An 18,462-nucleotide genomic window follows, 5' to 3' on the forward strand; every position below is an offset into this window, starting at 1 on the left:
CAACGCGTGGGCGCACTGCGGAGGATCACTCCTCCGGCCGCTGCGCCGGGGTGGTTCAGCCGATGTTGTCGACCGCGCTCTTCGCACGAGCGAGCGTCTGGTGCGCGGTGGCGTCGTTCTTCTCCAGCGTGGTCTTCAGCAGGTGGATGATGTTCTTGACCTCCTGCGAGGCGCGGTTCCAGCGCATTTCCTTGCCGTGGTACTCCTCGGCGACACCGTCGGCCGTGAAGTCCGCCATCGCCTGCTTCACCTGCGCGTCACGCGCTGCGATCACCTGCTCCAGGCGCGCGATCACCGCCTGGACGTTGCCCTGTGCTTCCGCCGACGCGCCCGAGTCATACGAGCGACGATCCATGCCAGCAGCCATCACAATCCTCCCCCTGGGGTCTGAAGTACTTCTTGCGTAACCGGGCTGTCAGCGGCCCGAGAAGCGGGCGGCGTCGAAGTTCGCCGCCGACATCTGCGACCGGGCGTTGTCGGCCTGCTCCTGGACACCGGTGCTGAAGGCCGACTCCATGCCCGACTGACCGCCCACGATCGCGGCCAGCGCACTGTTCAGCTCCGCGGTGATCTCGTCCGCGTGCGACTTGAACGAGTCGAAGGCCACCTTGCCCGCGCCGTTGAACTTGCCCTCCAACGGCTGGGCCGCCTGAACGAGCTGGTGGATCAACGTCCCCAGTTCCGTGCTCGATCCCTGCGACTGCGACCTCAAGGTCGAGAGCGTCTGCGCTCCCATGTCGAACTTCATCGGACTCCCCCCAAGGGCTTGACGATCGTATGTGCGGACATGCCTATCAACAGGGCTGTCATTGCTGCAATCCGTAAAGACCATGCTATGGCGAAGGTGTGACAACAGCTCAGCCCGATAGACGATCGCACCGCTCCAGGGGCCTCACTCGCCCTTGAGATGCCGCATCAGGCGCTCGAAGTCCTGCCAGCCCGACAGGTCCGACGGGTCGCCTGGCAACGGGTAGTACATCGCAGGGCGAGACTTCGGACCGAGGGAGACGGGCTGCTGGGACAGCGGAGTGCGCCGGGCGCGGTCGTCGGGCATCTGGCGGACTTCCTCCGCGCCGAGCACGAAAGCAACCGGGACGCCCGGGCCCTCGAAACGGGGCGGCACCGCCAGGTCGCGGCGGGCTTTGCGGAGCTGGACGAGCATCGACTGCAGGCGGTGCCGGGTGGCCAGCAGCTCCGCCACCTTGGGCAGAGCGCCCACCGGCGGCTCCTCGTTGGAGCCGTAGCCGAACATCAGCGTGACGTCTTCCTCCACACCCGCCTTCGCGCGGCTGACACGGACCGTGGCAAGGCCCGGCCGGTCCGGGCTGCCGACCACCACGGCCCAGGTCGGCTCCGGCGCTCGCTCGCGGGCGAGATCGGTGATCTGGCGCGGCGACCACGGAAGATTGGCCGGTTCCGCAGTTCCCCACCCGGCCGGGGGCGCGCCGGCCAGTTCGCGCCATACCGACTCCAGCGCGCCGCCGAGCACCAAGCCCTCGTTGGCGGGGTGGACAGTGCGGAACGTGATGGCCAGCTGACGCTCGCCGGTAACCGTGACCTCCTTGTAGGAGGCCGCCACCGGGGTGCGCGGGTCGTCAGCGGTCGCCTCGGCCGACGGTACGGGGGCGAACATGCCGTCCTGCCAGCGCAGTACGGCTCCGGTCAGCCCGTCGTAGTAGCCATCGCGTTCGTCGCGTACGACCCAGCGGGAGGGCCAGTTGCTGAGGCTGTGACGGGCGGCCGGGGAGAGCGTGGTTCCCGGTGGGGTGACGACTTGGAGGCCGAGGTCGGTGGTGGCGGCGGTCCGGAGGGCGTCGGAGAGCCAGGCGGTCATGGCGACCACCGGGCGGTCCTGGATGACGACGGCGACCTTGTCGGTGAGAACGTCGACGGCTGGCTGCGCTGCGGCCGGCTCGGGCGCGACACTCACGCCGTCGGTCTTGACCACGGCCAGGGAACGGGCGGCCTCGGGGGGCCAGGCGGAGCCGTCGGCCAAGGCGGCCAGCCGGGCTGCGAAGGTGCCCGCGAGCTGCTCGGCCTCTTCGACGCCGGTGGTGGAGCGGGCTTCGGTCCACCAGTACGGAATCGGCGGCGGGGTAGCCCCCAGCAGTCTCTCCGCCTCACCCGGGACCTGCACGAGCAGCGGTGCCTCGACGGATACCAAAGGCCGGCCCTCGCTATCGCACAGTCGCACGACGGCGCCCTCCCCCATTGTGTCCACCAGTTTGTCCGGGCCCCCGGCGAAGAGGCTGGCGAGCATGGCTCCCGGGTCGGGCATGCGCGGGGTGAGGGCGATGACGTCCTTGGTCATGGGTCGTCTGGTCCTTCATCGTTGGTGGCAGGGCTGCCGGTGTCTCGTTGTTACGAGGGGGCGTACACGGTTTGGATCAGGCGGTTGGAGTGGCTTCTTCGGATGAGGACACCGCGGCCGGGTGGCTGTGGGGAGGCGTAGACGCCGGGGAACAGTTGGCCTTCGCTGCGGTCGCCTGACAGGACGAGGGCGGAGGATCCGGATTCGCGTAGGCCCTGTACGAGGGGTTCGTAGAGGCCGCGGGAGGCGCCTGCGACGCGGCGGGTGAGGATGAAGTGGAGGCCGATGTCCACTGCGGAGGGGATGTGGGGCAGGAACGGGGCGAGTGGTTCCTGGCCGGCGGTGGTCAGGACGTCGTAGTCGTCGATGAGGACCACGATGCGCGGGCCGCCGCCCCAGCTGCCAGGCTCCAGGTCTTGAAGGGGCGCTTTGTCGTCGGGCAGGCGCTTCTCCAGTACGCCGGCGACGCCGTTGGCCAGTCCCGCGCACATCTTGGCGTTGTACGCGTAGCCGCCGTTGAACTCCTCGGGAATCGCGCCTCGCAGACTTCGGCGGGGGTCCATGATGGCGAAGACCAGTTCGTCCTCCCTGTACCGCTCGATAAGACCGCTCGCGATGGTCTTCAGCAGATTCGTCTTACCGCACTCGCTGTCGCCCATGATCAGCAGATGCTGGTCATGCTGGAACAGGTCGAGCAGAACAGGCTGAAGCGCCGTTTGGTCCAGGCCGATCGGAACCCGTTGGGGTTCGGCGACCGGCCCCGGCAGGAGGTGGGCCTCAAGGATGTGCGGCAGCACGCGCACCGGCTGGGCGACCTCGCCACTCCAGGTGGCCCGGATCGTCCGGGCCATCCGCTCCAAGACCGCGCCCAGGTCCATGGTGTCGGCAAGTCCGTCGGTGCGGGGCAGTGCGACCTGGGCGAAGAGCTTGCCGCTGGTCAGGACGCGTCCGGGCTCGTCGGGCGAGAGGGTGGCGGCCAGTTTGTGATCGATGCTGGATTCGCTGGGGTCGTTCAGACGTAGTTCGACGCGGGTGCCGAAGTTCGACTGGACGGCGATGCGCGCGTCGTTCCAGCGGAGCATGCCCGCCACCACGTGGATGCCGTAGCCCCCGCCACGCTTGAGGATGTCGGTGACGTCGTCATCGAGCTCCTCGAAGTCGTCGCGCAGCGCGCCGAAGCCGTCGATGACGAGCACGATCTCGGCGGAGGCCAGCTGCGGCAGCCGGCCCGAGGCATGCAGGTCGCGCAGCTGGGCGAGCGAGTCGATGCCGTGTTCGCGGAAGAGATCCTCGCGGGCCGCGAGCATGGTGCGTACTTCTTCGACGGTGCGGGCGGCGCGTTCGCGGTCGGCGCGGCCGGCGATGCCGCCGACGTGCGGCAGGCCCGACAATGCTGCCAGGCCGCCGCCGACCAGATCGAGGCCGTAGACGCCGACCTCGCGTGGAGTGTGGGTGAGGGCGAGGGAGAAGACGACGGTACGCAGGAGGGTGGTCTTGCCGGACTGGGGGCCGCCGATGACGGCGGCGTGGCCGCCGGCCACCGTGAGGTCCAGGTACCACGAGCCCTGCCACTGTCGGGTGGGGTCGTCCAGCAGGCCGAGCGGGACTTCGAGCGGGCCGCGGCGCCGGGTGAGCTGCGTGCCGCGGAAGCCGACGTCCAGGGGGCCGGCGACCTTGTCCAGGGTGAGCGCGTCGGGCAGCGGGGGTAGCCAGATGCGACGCACCGCGCCGGAGGCGTTGGCCAGTTGCTCGACCATGACGGCCAGTTCGGTCGGGCCGCTCTCGCGGCGCCGCATAGCCGGCTCGGCCGCGTCCGCACCCTGGGGGTCGGCTGTGGTGGTGTTGAAGGTGTCGTAGGGGAGGGCGAGAGGGCCGGTGTCTGTGTCCTCGTCGCGTTGTACGGGGCCGCGGTAGGGGCCTGAGACGTAGCTTGCCTTGAAGCGGTCGTAGTGGCTGGTGTCGACCTTGAGGTAGCCGAAGCCGGGAATCGGCGGCAGGTGGAAGGCGTCGGTGGTGTCCAGGACGGTGCGGGATTCGTCGGCGGAGAAGGTGCGCAGGCCGAGCCGGTAGGAGAGGTAGGTGTCCAGGCCCTTGAGGTGGCCGCCCTCGATGCGTTGGCTGGACAGCAGCAGGTGGACACCGATGGAGCGGCCGATGCGGCCGATAGACAGGAAAAGGTCGATGAAGTCCGGCTTGGCGGTGAGCAGTTCACCGAACTCGTCGATGACGACGAAGAGATGCGGCAGCGCCTCCAGGTCGGGCCGCCCGTGGGCGCGCAGGGCTGCGTAGTCGCCGATGTCGGCGACGTTGCCCGCATCCTTGAGGACCTGCTGGCGGCGCTTGACCTCGCCGGCGAGGGAGGCGTGGACCCGCTCGACCAGGCCCGCCTGGTTCTCCAGGTTGGTGATCACGCCGGCGACGTGTGGCAGGTCCGCGAACGGCGCGAAGGTCGCACCGCCCTTGTAGTCGACGAGGACGAGGGAGAGGTCTTCGGGCGGGTGCGTGGCCGCCAGGGCGAGGACGATGGTGCGCAGGAGTTCGGACTTGCCGGAGCCGGTGGCGCCGACGCACAGGCCGTGCGGGCCCATGCCGAGCTCGGAGGACTCCTTCAGGTCCAACAACACCGGTTCGTGCGCGTCGTTGAGGCCGATCGGCACGCGCAGGAAGGCACGCTCGCCTCTCGGCGCCCACAGGTGCGTGAGGTCGAGACGTGCCATGTCGTCGATGCCGAGGAGGTCGGCGAAGTCGATGGGGCCGGTCAGAGGGGCGTCGGCGAGCGATTCAGCGGACAGGCGCAGCGGCGCCAGCATCCGGGCCAGGCCCTCGGCGAAGGGGATGGTGACGTCGTCCGCGGTGCCGTGGGCGCCGATCGGCTCGGACCCGCGCAGGTCCTCGATGACCACCTGGTCGCCGTCGACGGTAATTCGGACCTCGGCATGCCCCGGCTCCTGCACCCGTTGCTCCAGCAGGTGCAGGACGGTGACGCCCATCTCGCGCAGGCCGACCGCCTCGTCGGGACGCGGCAGGTCGACGGCGTCCTGGCCATGTCCGTCGGCGACGACCAGCAGCCGGGACGTCATCGACAGGGCGTCGTTGCCTGACAGGCCACGGCGCACCTCGGCGGCATAGGAGGCACGACGGCGCAGTTCCGGGCCGAGCTGCCGGGCCAGCTGGACCGCGGAGGGTGCTATTCGGCGGGCGGCGACCGGGCCGTCGAGCTGCTCGGTGTCCAGCAGATGCGGCAGCCACTTGACCCACTCCCAGTCGGCGAGCCGTTCGCCGGGCACCGCAAGCGCCATGGCCACATCATCAGGGGCGTGCATCGCGGCGGCTTGGACGAGCAGGGCGCGTGCGACGCGCAGGCAGTCTTCGCGGGGTCCGATGACGCTGACGTTGCCGACGCGGTCGAGCGGAACGGTCAGCGGCAGATCGGTGCCGGTGCGGAAGCGGCCCATCAGCGCCGATGCCTCGTTGAGCATGAACCGGTCGGGCGGGGTGAGGACCGACGAGCCCTGCTGGGCGACCTGCATATCGCGCACCGGCATCTCGCCGGTGCCCACCCGTACGCGCAGGAAGTCGCCGTCGGTGCGGCGGCGCTCCCACAGCCGCGCCGGGTCACGCACGATGTCGTAGAGGGCGGGCGGTGGCGGGTTGAGGACCTCGGCGCGCTCGCGGCGCCCGCGCTCGTCGGTGGAGAGCTCCTCGCGCAGGTCCTCCAGGTAGGCGAGGTACGCCTCGCGCTGGGTGCGCCGGGTGCGCTGTGCCTTGCCGCGCTGCGAGAACACCAGAGCGACGGACCCGATGACGGTGACAACGAGGATGATCGCGCCGAGCCCCGCGAATTGGCTGTTGCGCACCACCGTCATCATGACCACCGACGACATGACACCGGCGATGGGCAGCAGCGACATCGCGATGTTGCCCGCCTTGCCCTCGGGAAGGTTGGGCGGGGCCTCGATGATGCGCGCCTGGGAGGCGGCCGGGGGCCGGGTGGTCCTGGCCGGGCGGTGGATCAGTCGGGTACTCATCGTCGTCGTCCGTCATTCACGGTGGGGCACGGCATCGGTCAGTGACGCTGTTGGGAGAGGTTGAAGACGTCCGCGGCGATGCGCGTGGCGGCTTGTCTGGTCGGCGGAGCGAGCAATTCGGTATGTACCGGCCCGCCGGCCGCCAAGTGCCGGTCGAACGGCAGAACCTGAACGCTGACTCCGGTGGACCTGAGCTGTTGCGCGGCCTCGTCGAGGTCGAGTCCGGGGCGTGGCATCAATGCGGTGAGCACGACGACCGTGCCGGCGATGACGTGGCGGGGCAGCTTCTGCATCCACTGGAGGACCGCGTACGTGCTGGCGATGCCCTCCGGCGTGGCCGGTGTGGTCAGAATGCGGCCGTGGGCGGCGGCGAGGGCGACCCGGGCGACTTCGGCGGGCAGCGTCTCGCAGTCGATGACCATCACACCGAAGTAGCGTCGCAGCGCCACCACGGCCCGCTCGTACGCCTGGCTGTCCAGCATCGCGCCGATCTGCCCCTGGCTCGCCGGCAGCAGCCAGGCGTTGTTGGGCAGTTGGACGAGATAGCCGGTCACGTCCAGCAGCGACATGTCGGGCTTGACGATGTCGGCGACCTCGCTGGTGGTCCAGCGCAGCGTCTGGGCACCCAGACGTTGCGGCAGCGAGCCCAGTGCCGGATCGGCCTCCAAGAAGAGGACTGGGTCCTGGCGGTAATGCGCGAACGTCGTACCGAGCAGCGCGGCGACGGTCGACTTGCCGGAACCGCCCCGGATGGACGTCACGCAAATCTGCCGACCGGTCGTCACAGGCCGCTGAAGCACCGCGGCGGTCCTGGTGAGCTCGGCGACCTCGTGTGCGGCTGACGAGGAGAGGGTGCGTCGCAGGGCACGTCCGGCCCGCGCGGCGAAGGACTCGCCGTGCTGCGGCTTGAGGCGTACCGCGCCGGCCAGGCCCTCCTCCACCACGGGGCGGGAGGCAGGGGCGCTTTGAGGTTGTGGTGGGGCTCCCGGGGCCTGCTGCTCTTGCCCTGGGTACGGGTAGCCGACCTGCTGGGGCGCACCACTTCCATGGGCAGCGTCATTCGGCATCTGGGCGTTCTGCGGAGGCAAGCCCGGGTTCGGCGCGGAAGCGCGGTACGCCTGCGTGCCGGGGCCCGCACCTTCCTGGGCACCGCCCCTCAGGTCGCGCAGCACTTCCCCCTGCCAGCCGTCTCCGCTTGGCATGCCTGCCCTTCACCCCACCTTGCCGCCCCGTCCGGAGCACCTGCATATCGACTCAGAACTGGTTGAGCAACTGCCCGTACACACCGAACACACCGAAGGCGAGCGGGAAGAGCCCCACCATGCCGATGGACTCGACCAGATCGGCCACGCGCCGCAGGCGCACCTGCACGTGCTCGGGCACCTGCACGGCCAATACCAGCAGTGGCAACGCCGCAGCCACGCACAGCACGACAAGCGGCCCCGCACCCCCTGCACGCTCCATCCAGACCACGGCAAGGCGCACGACGAGACACGACGCGGCGACCCAGAGCGCGACGACCTCAGCGACCAGGGGGAAAGCCCGCGCCCTCGACACCATCACCACGACGACCAGCGACGCCAGCATCACAGTCCACACGGTCGGCTTCTGAGCCAAGGTGAGCAGCCAGCCGGCGGAGACTGACGAGACCGCAGTGACAATCGTCGAGAGTGCAAGACCGCGGTGCGTCGCCGCAAGCGCGGTACCGACCTGGTGACGGCTGACAGAGACACCGCCCGAGCGGCGGTCATCGAGCGCCGTGAGCCCCGACGCCATCAGGGCGAGCCGAGGCAGCACACCAAGCAGCACCAGAGAAAAGACAGCCATGACGGCGCCGAGCCGGGCCGGATCACTCTGAACGGCGGCAACCGCCTCCCACACGACGGCGATCGTGGCGGTCGTCAGGGCACCAACGAACCCGCCCTTGCCGAGCGGCGAGAAGTAACCGAGAGACACAAACGTCACGACCAGCACACCCGCGACTGCAGCCAGCCGCGCCGTGGCCGGCCAGAGATACGCGTCAGCAGCCGTCCATGCGGTGAGAACACCAAGCCCACCGGAGGCGAGCAGGAGGGCCGTCGCCAAGCCCCGGTTTCCCCGTCCGACCCTGGCAACGAGCGCACCGGTCACCAGAAGCACCACCGTGACAGCACCAAGGCCACCGGCCAAGGCGCCGAGCGCGAACTCACGACGGGCCAGCAGCGCGGCAACCACCGCGAACGCGACAGTGGCCACCCCCGCACTGGCCCGGCGGGCAGCGGGGCGCCAGCGCCACGCCCGCAGGTCGAGGTCATCAGCCACCTGATCAGTGACATCGTGCACTACAGGGGCAGGCGGGGCAGAGTGCATCCTGACAAGCCGGAGCACAGCACCATCGGCAATGCCAGCCGACGCCAGCGTGCTGTCGTGCGGCAGAACGGATCCGTCAGACGTCATCAACTGCCGCGCCATCGGTCCGGACGCGGGCCGGTCACCCAGCAACTGCAGGACATCGGGAAGCAGTTGTCCAATGGGCGTGTCAGAGAGCAGGACGACGTCGGCCCGGCGCCGCTCGCCGACCAACGTCACTCGACTCAGTTGCGCCCGGGAAGTCGTTCCTCTGCTCACCACTTACGAAAACCTATCATCGCGGCACTGAGGCTCTCGGGCCGATCGGACATGGCTATGCAGCCCTCCTCCCCGAGCCTGCTTCAGGGAACTCTCCGGCCGGTACGGGGAGCTTCCCGCGCATCTTGCGCAAAGGCTGTAAGACCATCCCACACGTGTCCACTTAGGTTTTCTTCGGCTTTGGTGGCTGCTCGTACTGCTGCACCTGGCGCTGCTGCTTGTCCTGCTCGGCCTTCTGCTTCGCCAGCGTGTGCTGAAGGAAGGACCATCCCACGCACCCCGCGCACAGGACGGCCGTGATCGCGATCCCCGCGAACACCTTCCCGAGCCGCTCATCCGCCGTACGGCGCCCGCGCTGCGCGCCGAACAGCAAGGCATCGCGCATCCTGCGTCGGCGTACCGCCACCGACTCCAGCAGCTGACTGTCGTAATCCCGTGCCATTTCCCGTCCGTCGCTTCAGTCGCCGCCGCCTCAGTCACGGTCGATGTCCCCTCGGCCACCGGCGGCCACGCGCCGGCCATCGTCCCGTGGCCCTCCTGCATGATGGCGCACTTTTACCTCCGTCGCGGTGCAGTCGGCTCGTCGCGCACCGCTACAGGCCGCGCTTTCGCGTCTGGATGCCTCGCCAGCACGTTTGGCCAGCGCATTCCTGCCCAGCTGGGTTAGCCATTCGCCAGAATGGCAAGCAAAGTGACGCCGGGGAACTATGCGCCTCGCGCGATCGTTCTCCACCTGAGGCCCTGCAGCATCCCCCGTCTGCAGGGCCTCACCAACTGCGCAGGCACAAGAATCCGGGCGCCCAGACACGTCCAGAGTCCGTCAGTGACCGTGAAGGGCACCCAACCGTCGGACACAACGCGGCCAGTACGTCCGCGTTCAGCGTTCGGGGGCCGCCTTGCGCAGGGCGGTGATGCAGGTGGCGATGGCCTGCTGGAGTTCTTCCAGCCGGTTGACCATATCGTCCTCGTAGATGTCGTCGGCGTCGTCGAAGGTCAGCTCCTCAAACACCTTCGTCGCCTTCTGCAGACTGCTGTAGAACTTGGTGCGGCGTTCCTGGACGCGCAGTTCGGGATCGGCCTCGACGGCCTCGACCACGAGGCCCTTGACCGTGTCGTACGCCTCGGTGACCCACTCACCGGCCTCTTCGTCATCGTCCAGTTCATCGAGGAGGGACAGGTGCCGCTCGGCCTCCGCACGCAGTTCGACGGGGGCTTCGATGGTCTGTCCGGCCGGGGTTTTGATCTGGCCGTTCTCCGCGATCTGGCGCACGTATCCGATGCGGTCGGCCGCCCGGCTCTCGGTGGCCACCGCCTTCTTCAGCCCTTCGGTCCGGAGAACGTCGCGGGCCAGCTCGGCCTGCAGGGCCGGGTCCTCCTTGATCCGGTCCAGCAGCGCGGCCCGGGCGGCCTCGGCGGTAGAGGGGTCGGCGAGGATCGCGGCACGCAGCGCGGTGGGGTTCTCCGCGACCTCCAGGGCCTTGGTCGGCCGGATCCCCTCGGCCTCGGCCGCAGCAGTGATCGCGGTACCGCGGACGGACGTGGCGCTGTTGCGGGAGCTGTAGTACGAGAGCCACACATCGGCATCCGGCAACTCGACGTCCTCACCGGGGGCCAGCGCCTCGAACTGCGGGACGACACCGTCGTCGGCGGCCATGTCCCACGCCTTGTAGAACCGCATCACGCGCTCCGGCGAGCACCCGGCCAGCTCGGCGAACTCCTTCGCGGAGACCTTCGCAGTCTCCCCCGCAGCCTGCCCGCCGGGCCGTACGCTGCGCGCGACCTTCAGCGCGAACGCCCAGCCGCCGGTCCGCGCGTACGCCCCGAACTCGCGGGCATCCCGCATGATCAGGGCATTTGCAGCACCCGCTGCGACCTCACTGCCGGACGACGCCCTCTCGTCCCAGAAATTCTCTTCGTCCGGCGTCTCGTCGGCGGGCGGGACGGCCGGTTCGGTCGCTACGGTCACAGGGAACTCCCCAGATCAATGCGGGTGGCAACAGACGGAGCGAGCAGCCTATATGAACCTGTTCATGCGGTTTGCGGGCTTCCGTTGAGGCGATCACACCGGGCGGCCGACGGATCCCCTGGACGATCTTGCCCGGGTGGGATGATCGTGGGAGCGGCTGTTCGTCGTCACCGAACTGGCACGGGGCAAGGAGCTGATGCTGGCGGTGCAAGGGGCTTGGTTTGGGGCGGGAAGTGGCTGGCGCGGCACGTCGATGCCGTCGACCCTAGACTCGCCCTCAAGCTCCAAAACGTGTGACAGTGGCAGGGGCTACGGCCCAGGATAGCGACGTGGTCCAGATTCGAACCGCTTCTTCAGACGACGTTGCTCTGCTCGCGACCCTCAACCACATCGTTCATGACCTCCACCAGAGGCACCGTCCCGACCTGTTCCGTGACTCCCCGGAACAGGATGCCGTCGAAGCCTTCTTCCGAGCTCAGATAGCCGATCCAGCAGTCACCGTGCTCCTCGCCGACGGGACGGAAGGCGCAGCCCTCGGATACGCCCTCGCCCGCGTCAAAAACCGGCTCGGCAATGCACTGGAGCATTCAGACGTCATCTTGTCTCTGGATCAAATCGCCGTAGTCCCCGATGCTGCCCGTAGTGGTGTCGGCGCGGCGCTCCTCGAAGCTGTACGTGAAGTCGGACGCGCGGCAGGCTGCCGACGCCTGGTCACGGACGTCTGGTACTTCAACGAGGGTGCTCGTGCGTTCTACCGAGCCGCGGGCTTCAACCCAATGAACGTCCTCTTGGATCAGCAGCTCTGAATTCGAAGCTCGCCCCGCCCGTGCCAGGACCGGACAACAGCGACTGGGCTCGCGACGGACTGACTCTTCCGCGCAGGACGGCCTCGGTAGGCGCGGGCTATGGAGGAGCGGCTGTTGGAGGTCGTGGTCTACGGTGCCGGGATGTTGCGAGTCCAGGAGATGGCCGAGGCCGACATCGACGCGGTCTCCGCAATACGGGTGCGCGGCTGGCAAGCCGCCTACGCCGGGATCGTCCCGCAGCCGTACTTGGACGGCATGACCGTCGAGGACGATGCCCGTGAACGCAGGTCCTGGTTCAGGCGATCGCCAGACAGGGTGCTGAACCTGGTCGCCATCGACGGCCATGCGGGAACAGTGGGCTGGGTGTGTCTGGGACCTTGCCGAGGCGAGGTACCCCCGGGAACGGGCGAGGTCTACGCCCTCTACATCCGCCCCGATCTCACCGGGAACGGCATCGGCACCGTCTTGATGAACGCGCTGCACTCCCACGCCACCGGCCAACGGTTCGACACGTTGATGCTCTGGGTACTCCAGGACAACCTACGCGCCCGCCGCTTCTATGAATCGCTCGGCTACACCGCCGACGGAGCCACCCAAAGCGACACCTACGGCGACACGCTGCTCTCCGAAATGCGTTACCGACGCACCCTGCCCTGACGGCTCAACTCGGTTACGGGACAACCATTACTGACTTCAGCTCGTTGGGGTGAATCCTTGCGAAGTCGCTGATGGGCGTGGGTGGGTGGCTGTATTCGTGGTCTGTGAGATATGCGGATGGGGGCGGGCTGACTCCTGCGGGGCGTCAGCGCCGGGAGACGGTACGGATGCAGGCGGCTGAACTGTTCGAGCAAATGGTCAAGCCGTCGGAAGTCGCACGGCGGCTTCGGGTGAGCGTGAAGTCGGCTTATCAGTGGCATCAGTTGTGGCGAGGCGGTGGTGTACAGGCTCTGGCCTCCCGCGGTCCCAGTGGGAGCCGGTGCCGACTGTCCCCGCGGTGTCTGGAGAAGCTGGCCGCGTATCTGGAAGAGGGGCCGGCCGCTCACGGCTGGGTGGAAGACCAGGTGTGGACTGCATCGAGGGTGGCCACGTTGATCGGCAGGAAGTTCCACGTCTCCTACAGCGTCTCGGGTGCCACCCGGTTGATGCACCGGCTCGGGCTCTCCCCGCAGGTGCCCGCCCGGCGGGTCGCCGAGCGCGACGAGCAGGCCGTGAGCGTGTGGCGGGAGGTGACCTGGGCGGAGGTAAAAGGGCCCGGGCGGCCTGCCGGGGCTATGTCTGCTTCGAGGACGAAGCCGGCTTCACCCGGCGGCCGCCCCGGGGACGGACTTGGGGCCGGCGCGGAGTGACTCCGGTCGTCACCGTCAGCGGCCGGCGTTCGGGACGGCTGTCGGTGGCTGGGCTGATTGCGATGAGGCCGGGTTCCCGGACCCGGCTGTGTCACCGCCTTCGGACTCACCCCGCCGGCAGGAGAGCACGTCGCAGCATGGGCGAGCGGGACTTCATCGCGCTGATCGACGGAGTCCACCAGCTGGTCAAGGCTCCGATCGTGCTCGTGTGGGACCGGCTGAACACCCACGTCTCCCGCAGGATGCGCGACCTCGTGGCCGAGCGTGACTGGCTGACGGTGTTCCTGCTGCCTGCCTACTCACCCGACCTGAACCCCGTCGAGTGGGTATGGGCCCACGTCAAACGCAGCCTGGCCAACCTCGCCGTCATGGCCCTGGACCGACTCGAAGCCCTCGTCCGCAACCGGCTCAAACGCCTCCAGTACCGGCCCGACACCCTCGACGGCTTCATAACGGGCACCGGCCTCGCCCTCGACGCCCCAACGTCACCCTGAAGAGCCGAAGTCAGTAATGGCCTCCCTGCCGGTGTCCGCGCAGTCCCCGTGATCTCCGGCTATCTGAGCTGACGGCTCGGGCAGCTACCGACAAGGAGGCAAGTACGCCTTGACAATTGGGAATTGTCAAGGCGTACTTGCCTCATGACTCTTCCAGACTTGGACGACCTCATCGCGGAAGTCGACAGGAGATGCGACACCGCACACCGCTCCGGCGGACAAGAACAGCCCGACTGGCTCGCCCTGCTGACGGTTGCCGCACGCCTCGCAGGTCAGCTACAGGCCCTGGCAGACGACTTGGTCGAGGACTACGTTGAGCACTGCCGGATGCACGGCTCTTCCTGGACGGACATCGGCACCGCCCTGGGAGTGACCCGGCAAGCGGTCCAGCAGCGCTTCCACGCACCGCACAAGCGCTACAGTCCGGAGACGATGACCAACGACCTCCGCGAGGCGATGGTCCACGTCAAGCGAGCAGCTGTGCAGCACCGCAACAACTACATCGGCACCGAGCATCTGCTCTGGGGGCTCACCGCGGAAGACAACAGTGCTACCCGCCTCCTGCAAGCCGCTGGAGTCCCTCCTGAGACGGTTCACCAGTCCGTCGGAAGCCGGCTGAGCATGGGCGCCTCCCAAGCAGCCGAGCGGATTGCCTGGACTCCCTACTCCCGCAAGGCAATCTCTATCGCCGAGGGACGATCCGAGCAGAACAGCTCCGATCACATCGACTGCGACGACCTCCTCATCGGCCTCGCCCAGGTCGGCCGCGGAGTTGCCGCCTCAGTCCTGACCGATGCTGGCTTCGACCTGGCAACCCTCGACAGCGCATCAGCGGACGCCTGCTGATCGAACCGGTCCCAGACTTGCTGTCTGTCTCAACGAACCGAGTCCGCGCGTCTCACCCAATCCCGTCCACGCAGGTCAACGCCATGCGGGCGACTCGCTTCGTTGAGACAGGACACCCGGCACGCGGCCGACGCCGCCGCAGTGATACAAGAGATCAGCCACGGCACCTTCGATCGGAAAGCGCTTCCCTATCCACCCCTGGTCAGCGAGGTCGCACAGCTCGTCGCCTCACAGCTTCTGACCAACTCGGGCATCGAAGGCCGATCACAGCACAGGGCACGATGAGGACCACGGCCGGTGATGCGTAATCCGGGACCGACGGGACGGGACATGGGCCAGGATGGACCGGTGATGAGCGAAGAAGTAGGAGAACTGTGGTTACGCGTACCAGGTGCGGGGGACCAACTGCGGTCTCTGATGGACTGGTTACGCTATGAGGACGGATTGCGGGGGCGGGTGCGGGCAGTGCAGACCCCGCCTGCCCCGGGGGAGATGGGCGGGGCACTGGATGTGCTCGCGGTGGCTGTCGGGTCCGGTGGCATGGGGGTGGTGTTGGCCAACTGCCTGTCCACCTGGGTTGCTCAGCGGCGCTCGGATCTGCGGATCACGGTGAGCACGCGGGACGGCCGCACTCTTGAGGTGGACGCCAAGGGCGTTGACCCGCAGGCGCTCGCGCGGGATATCGAACGTCTGCTCAACACCCCTGAGGCGGAGGGGAATCGGCAGTGACGCGGTTGCCGGACCCGGATCGCTCACGCGCCATTCTCATCGGCACCGGCGCCCACGCCGACGAGTCCGGCCTGCCTGGCCTGCCCGCCATCGGTGCCAACCTCGCCCATCTGTGGCGGGTGCTCACCGATCCCGCCACGGGCTCTCTGCCGCCGGAGCATTGCGTCACCGTAGCTGATCCTGCCACCGCGTCCGAGGTGGGTTCTCTCCTTGCCCGTGTCGCCCAGGAAGCGACCGACCTGCTGTTCGTGTACTACGTCGGGCACGGGCTGGTCGACGACCGGGGCAGACTCCACCTCGCCCTGTCACACACCGATACCGCGAACATCCGCTGGACCGCGCTGCCGTTCGAGACCTTGCGGGAGGAACTGCTCGACAGCCCGGCGGCGATCCGGGTGCTGGTGCTGGACTGCTGCTTCTCCGGTCGTGCCACCGAGGCGATGACGAGCGGACACAGCACAGTCGCCGGACAGATCGACGTTGCCGGCACCTACACGCTCGCCTCCACCTCCGCCAACGCCGTCGCCTACGCACCCCAAGGCACCACGCACACAGCGTTCACCGGCGCCCTGCTCGCGGCCCTACAGGGGCCGGTGGCACTGAACCTGAACGACCTCTTCGAGGAAGTGCGACGCGATCTCGCAGTGCGCGGCATGCCCCGGCCTCAGCGCCGGGTGATCAACAACGCGGGGGACCTCGTCCTGGTGCGTCGCCACGATTCCGTTACTTCTCGCCCTGACCCCGCGATCGAATCGTCTCCCGCCGAGTCGACCGACCCCGATCCAGCTGCCCCTGGGCCTGCCCCCGCGATCGAATTTTCTCCCGCCGAGTCGACCGACCCTGGTGCCTCTGCTCCGGCTCGGCCCCCGTGGCTCAAGAACCGCGCCGCAGCCTTGCCGGAGCCCCGGCGTCCCGAGGAAAATACCCGCGGGGTGTGGCTGGGGCTCGTCGTCGTGACGGCCGGACTGATCCTCCTCGGGTTTTGGACGTACAGTTCGCACTGAGGCGAGCGCGATCTCAGGGCAACGTGCAGCAGGTAGCCACGAAACTGGACAACCATTCGTGGCCCCCCGACCCAGGCAATCGTGTTCGTGGCCACGTCGGGATGTACGTGGCAGCGGTTGCCCTCGGCGTCGTTCGGTCCATCTGGAGCCACGGCTCATCAGCGCTTTCCGAGTGGACCAAGGCGCGGGTGTGCCTCTTCCGGGCGCACGGACCGCCACCGACTCAACCGTGGCGGTGACCGCCAAGCCAACCGCGCGCTGCACACAATCGTGCTGGTCCGCATGCGTCACGACCCACGTACGTGCGACTACGTCGCATGACGGGCTCTCGAAGGGCTCAGGTGGGCCCCGTGCTCCCACGGCGGAAGCATGTCCCCATGCCCGAGCAGTACGCCGACGCTCAGCTCCACTCTTGCCAAGTGACNGTGCGACTACGTCGCATGACGGGCTCTCGAAGGGCTCAGGTGGGCCCCGTGCTCCCACGGCGGAAGCATGTCCCCATGCCCGAGCAGTACGCCGACGCTCAGCTCCACTCTTGCCAAGTGACGCAGGCCAGCAGAGGAAGTCCGGTCACTACGAGATGGGTGATGCTCGTCTTCCAGAATCGGCACAGTGCGGCCAGTGCACAACCCCCGCCGGCGAGCAGTGCGGTCATGACGAGAATGGTGATCTCGTCGGATTCGTGCTGCCGCACCTCACGGGCATCCGGAGCGCCGGCGCTCAGCCCGGACAGTCCATACGCAGAAGCCAGCATCGTCATGATCACCAGGTCAACAACAGCCACGACGATAGCCACTGGCACGTCGCTCCGGCGGGGTTTCTTCACGCTTCCCATCCTCCTGTACGGAAATATCCGAGCCTGAGTAGAAGAATCACCACACGCCTGTGGCGCGTGCGCACGGCGATTTATGTCCCCTCATGCACGCGGATGCGAAAAGTTCGCGCGTTCAGCGACCAATTCACCGGAGGGTTCGGCGAGAGTCTTCGTCAGCCCGCGACGGGAGTTGCCTCGACGCTCGCCAGGCGTCCTTCGAACTCACGCCGCCACACATCCGGTCCCGGGGAGAACACCCACGCATACGGCACCCGTGAATCGGCACCATCGGTCGTGCTCCGACACGATCACCACCGTCCGTAGCCTGATCCGCCAAGCCTGGACCACCCACCGCTGGGACACACGTCCTCGACGCCGTCCATGACTGCCGCCTATCTGAGCGACCTCTCAGCGCGGTATCGGTCCGCCCTTGAGCCGGTTCGCCGCCGGTCGGCTTACTTACCCCCGGCCCCCTTCGCGCCCGTCGCCCGCTTCGCCACTGCCTCCGGTTCCCTCGCTGCCGCCGCTGGCTGCCCCTCCACCGTGGTACTCGGCGCCGCCTCCCCCCGGATCCGCCGAGCAACTGCTGCCCTGGCAGCTCATAGGCTCCGGCCGGTCCGTGCTCTGCGCCAGAGCGAACACAACAGCCGCGCCCAAGACCATCAGCGCACAACCACCACCCCTGCCATGAAATCGTCAGGTTGCTTGTCCTTGCCGCTCATCGAAGCTCCTCCCGCTACCGCAACCGAACCAAGGGTTTGTGTGTGACCAACCAGTGAGGCTCCATTGCTGACTGTTGGTCAAGACCGTGTCCGGACAAGTGCCCCCCATCCCGGCACCGTTGCGCTCGACGTACCTCCGCGGCGGCGGCCCGCTGTCTTGCAGTTCCCCTTGATGAGAGCGCCAGCCCATCAGTGAACTGGCGCTCTCGCCTCGCTAGCCTGCGGCGTTGTCGCAGGCTAGCGAGGCGTCATCTTCCTTGACGCCGTATCCCTGGAGCAGGACCTTGCAAGCCCACCACCCCATGCCAGTTCCATCCCGGGCCTCATTGCACGCCTTCGTCACCTTCGGCCCGACGGAGTAGCCGTGAGTGCGCAGGAAGTTCTGGCAGTCAACGACCCTCGCCTGTGCAGGAGCGGCCAGGGTGAGGGAGGCGGCGCCCAGCGAGACGGCGCCGAGAAGCAGAGCGATCGTGCGTTTCATCCGTATCGTCCTTCTGTGGTCGGGCTGCACCGGTTCTGCCCTTGAGTCACTGTCACCGCAGCGGAGGCTGTGGGGTGTCTTGAGGTGTTTCCTTTCCCCTGTGTCCATCGTGGTGCGATGGGTGCACGGTCCGGCACTGGACAGGATTTCGGGCCGTTGCGGCAACGTCGTTAGCACAGCGACGCCACTCACTTCGCAATGCGTCTACTCGATGGCACGGCTGGGTGTCTGAGGCTGATCCTTTGGAGTGGACACCCGGACAATGGATCTTGATGGTCCAGGGAGGGATGTCCAGGTGGGACGTAAGT

16 protein-coding genes and 4 pseudogenes are annotated in these 18,462 nt (G+C 67.9%); 10 read left to right on the forward strand and 10 right to left on the reverse strand.

Features of this window, described 5'->3' with window-relative positions:
• Nucleotides 1–55: 55 nt before the first annotated feature.
• The 8 genes from ACO1BR_RS35770 to ACO1BR_RS35805 all read right to left on the reverse strand — a co-directional run bounded on the left by ACO1BR_RS35770 (nt 56) and on the right by ACO1BR_RS35805 (nt 10,789).
• On the reverse strand, nt 56–367 hold the full coding sequence (locus ACO1BR_RS35770) for a pore-forming ESAT-6 family protein (RefSeq protein ID WP_131123143.1): 312 nt from the start codon (nt 365–367) through the stop codon (nt 56–58).
• 48 nt (nt 368–415) lie between these two features.
• On the reverse strand, nt 416–748 hold the full coding sequence (locus tag ACO1BR_RS35775) for a hypothetical protein (protein WP_426799280.1): 333 nt from the start codon (nt 746–748) through the stop codon (nt 416–418).
• Between the two features lie 144 nt (nt 749–892).
• Nucleotides 893–2,311 (reverse strand): DUF6177 family protein, encoded by a 1,419-nt coding sequence (locus tag ACO1BR_RS35780; RefSeq protein ID WP_426799281.1) that lies wholly within the window; start codon nt 2,309–2,311, stop codon nt 893–895.
• A gap of 50 nt (nt 2,312–2,361) precedes the next feature.
• Nucleotides 2,362–6,339, reverse strand: coding sequence for a type VII secretion protein EccCa (eccCa, locus tag ACO1BR_RS35785; protein ID WP_426799282.1), 3,978 nt, complete (start codon nt 6,337–6,339; stop codon nt 2,362–2,364).
• A gap of 38 nt (nt 6,340–6,377) precedes the next feature.
• Nucleotides 6,378–7,283 carry a MinD/ParA family ATP-binding protein gene (locus ACO1BR_RS35790; RefSeq protein WP_426799283.1) on the reverse strand — a complete coding sequence of 302 codons (906 nt, stop codon included), beginning with the start codon at nt 7,281–7,283 and terminating at the stop codon, nt 6,378–6,380.
• 310 nt (nt 7,284–7,593) lie between these two features.
• The gene (gene eccD, locus ACO1BR_RS35795; protein WP_426799284.1) at nt 7,594–8,949 is read right to left on the reverse strand and encodes a type VII secretion integral membrane protein EccD; all 1,356 of its coding nucleotides are present in this window, start codon (nt 8,947–8,949) and stop codon (nt 7,594–7,596) included.
• 160 nt (nt 8,950–9,109) lie between these two features.
• Nucleotides 9,110–9,388, reverse strand: a complete 279-nt coding sequence (locus ACO1BR_RS35800; protein WP_426799285.1) for a hypothetical protein — start codon at nt 9,386–9,388, stop codon at nt 9,110–9,112.
• A gap of 435 nt (nt 9,389–9,823) precedes the next feature.
• Nucleotides 9,824–10,789, reverse strand: a complete 966-nt coding sequence (locus ACO1BR_RS35805) for a hypothetical protein (RefSeq protein ID WP_426799297.1) — start codon at nt 10,787–10,789, stop codon at nt 9,824–9,826.
• 452 nt (nt 10,790–11,241) lie between these two features.
• Between ACO1BR_RS35805 and ACO1BR_RS35810 the strand changes: the two genes are divergently transcribed.
• From ACO1BR_RS35810 to ACO1BR_RS35850, 9 genes and pseudogenes are all read left to right on the forward strand, one after another.
• The gene (locus tag ACO1BR_RS35810) at nt 11,242–11,718 is read left to right on the forward strand and encodes an N-acetyltransferase family protein (protein WP_426799286.1); all 477 of its coding nucleotides are present in this window, start codon (nt 11,242–11,244) and stop codon (nt 11,716–11,718) included.
• A 99-nt stretch (nt 11,719–11,817) separates the two neighbouring features.
• Entirely contained in the window at nt 11,818–12,375 is a 558-nt protein-coding gene (locus ACO1BR_RS35815) for an N-acetyltransferase family protein (protein ID WP_426799287.1), read from the forward strand.
• Nucleotides 12,376–12,569: 194 nt separating this feature from the next.
• Nucleotides 12,570–12,884, forward strand: a pseudogene (locus tag ACO1BR_RS35820) (helix-turn-helix domain-containing protein); the annotation flags it as partial.
• A complete protein-coding gene (locus ACO1BR_RS35825; RefSeq protein ID WP_426799288.1) occupies nt 12,782–13,558 on the forward strand; it encodes an IS630 family transposase in 777 nt (258 codons plus the stop codon). The pseudogene ACO1BR_RS35820 and the gene ACO1BR_RS35825, both read left to right, overlap by 103 nt.
• 159 nt (nt 13,559–13,717) lie before the next feature.
• Nucleotides 13,718–14,404: a Clp protease N-terminal domain-containing protein gene (locus tag ACO1BR_RS35830; RefSeq protein WP_426799289.1), complete on the forward strand. Its 687-nt coding sequence runs from the start codon at nt 13,718–13,720 to the stop codon at nt 14,402–14,404.
• A gap of 351 nt (nt 14,405–14,755) precedes the next feature.
• Nucleotides 14,756–15,133, forward strand: coding sequence for an effector-associated constant component EACC1 (locus tag ACO1BR_RS35835; protein WP_426799290.1), 378 nt, complete (start codon nt 14,756–14,758; stop codon nt 15,131–15,133).
• Complete coding sequence (locus tag ACO1BR_RS35840; protein WP_426799291.1) at nt 15,130–16,137, forward strand: caspase family protein; 1,008 nt, start codon at nt 15,130–15,132, stop codon at nt 16,135–16,137. The genes ACO1BR_RS35835 and ACO1BR_RS35840 overlap by 4 nt, the downstream gene beginning before the upstream one ends.
• Nucleotides 16,138–16,212: 75 nt before the next feature.
• A pseudogene (locus ACO1BR_RS35845) lies at nt 16,213–16,328 on the forward strand (transposase); the annotation flags it as partial.
• A gap of 1 nt (nt 16,329) precedes the next feature.
• A pseudogene (locus ACO1BR_RS35850) lies at nt 16,330–16,452 on the forward strand (transposase); the annotation flags it as partial.
• A gap of 208 nt (nt 16,453–16,660) precedes the next feature.
• Here ACO1BR_RS35850 and ACO1BR_RS35855 read toward each other — a convergent pair.
• Nucleotides 16,661–16,963, reverse strand: coding sequence for a hypothetical protein (locus tag ACO1BR_RS35855; protein ID WP_426799292.1), 303 nt, complete (start codon nt 16,961–16,963; stop codon nt 16,661–16,663).
• Between the two features lie 286 nt (nt 16,964–17,249).
• Here ACO1BR_RS35855 and ACO1BR_RS35860 point away from each other — a divergent pair.
• A pseudogene (locus ACO1BR_RS35860) lies at nt 17,250–17,336 on the forward strand (IS5/IS1182 family transposase); the annotation flags it as partial.
• Between the two features lie 551 nt (nt 17,337–17,887).
• On the opposite strand, the gene ACO1BR_RS35865 reads toward ACO1BR_RS35860, so the two are convergent.
• Nucleotides 17,888–18,154, reverse strand: a complete 267-nt coding sequence (locus ACO1BR_RS35865) for a hypothetical protein (protein ID WP_426799293.1) — start codon at nt 18,152–18,154, stop codon at nt 17,888–17,890.
• Nucleotides 18,155–18,462 lie beyond the last annotated feature (308 nt).

This window comes from Streptomyces sp. YGL11-2, from assembly GCF_050054615.1.
GTDB lineage: Bacteria > Actinomycetota > Actinomycetes > Streptomycetales > Streptomycetaceae > Streptomyces.

Excerpts from the sequence above, each read along its gene's own strand:
- ACO1BR_RS35770 (WP_131123143.1), bottom strand. The coding sequence starts at position 367 with ATGGCTGCTGGCATGGATCGTCGCTCGTATGACTCGGGCGCGTCGGCG.
- ACO1BR_RS35775 (WP_426799280.1), bottom strand. The coding sequence starts at position 748 with ATGAAGTTCGACATGGGAGCGCAGACGCTCTCGACCTTGAGGTCGCAG.
- ACO1BR_RS35780 (WP_426799281.1), bottom strand. The coding sequence starts at position 2,311 with ATGACCAAGGACGTCATCGCCCTCACCCCGCGCATGCCCGACCCGGGA.
- eccCa (WP_426799282.1), bottom strand. The coding sequence starts at position 6,339 with ATGAGTACCCGACTGATCCACCGCCCGGCCAGGACCACCCGGCCCCCG.
- ACO1BR_RS35800 (WP_426799285.1), bottom strand. The coding sequence starts at position 9,388 with ATGGCACGGGATTACGACAGTCAGCTGCTGGAGTCGGTGGCGGTACGC.
- ACO1BR_RS35805 (WP_426799297.1), bottom strand. The coding sequence starts at position 10,789 with ATGCGGGATGCCCGCGAGTTCGGGGCGTACGCGCGGACCGGCGGCTGG.
- ACO1BR_RS35815 (WP_426799287.1), top strand. The coding sequence starts at position 11,818 with ATGGAGGAGCGGCTGTTGGAGGTCGTGGTCTACGGTGCCGGGATGTTG.
- ACO1BR_RS35835 (WP_426799290.1), top strand. The coding sequence starts at position 14,756 with ATGAGCGAAGAAGTAGGAGAACTGTGGTTACGCGTACCAGGTGCGGGG.
- ACO1BR_RS35865 (WP_426799293.1), bottom strand. The coding sequence starts at position 18,154 with ATGAAACGCACGATCGCTCTGCTTCTCGGCGCCGTCTCGCTGGGCGCC.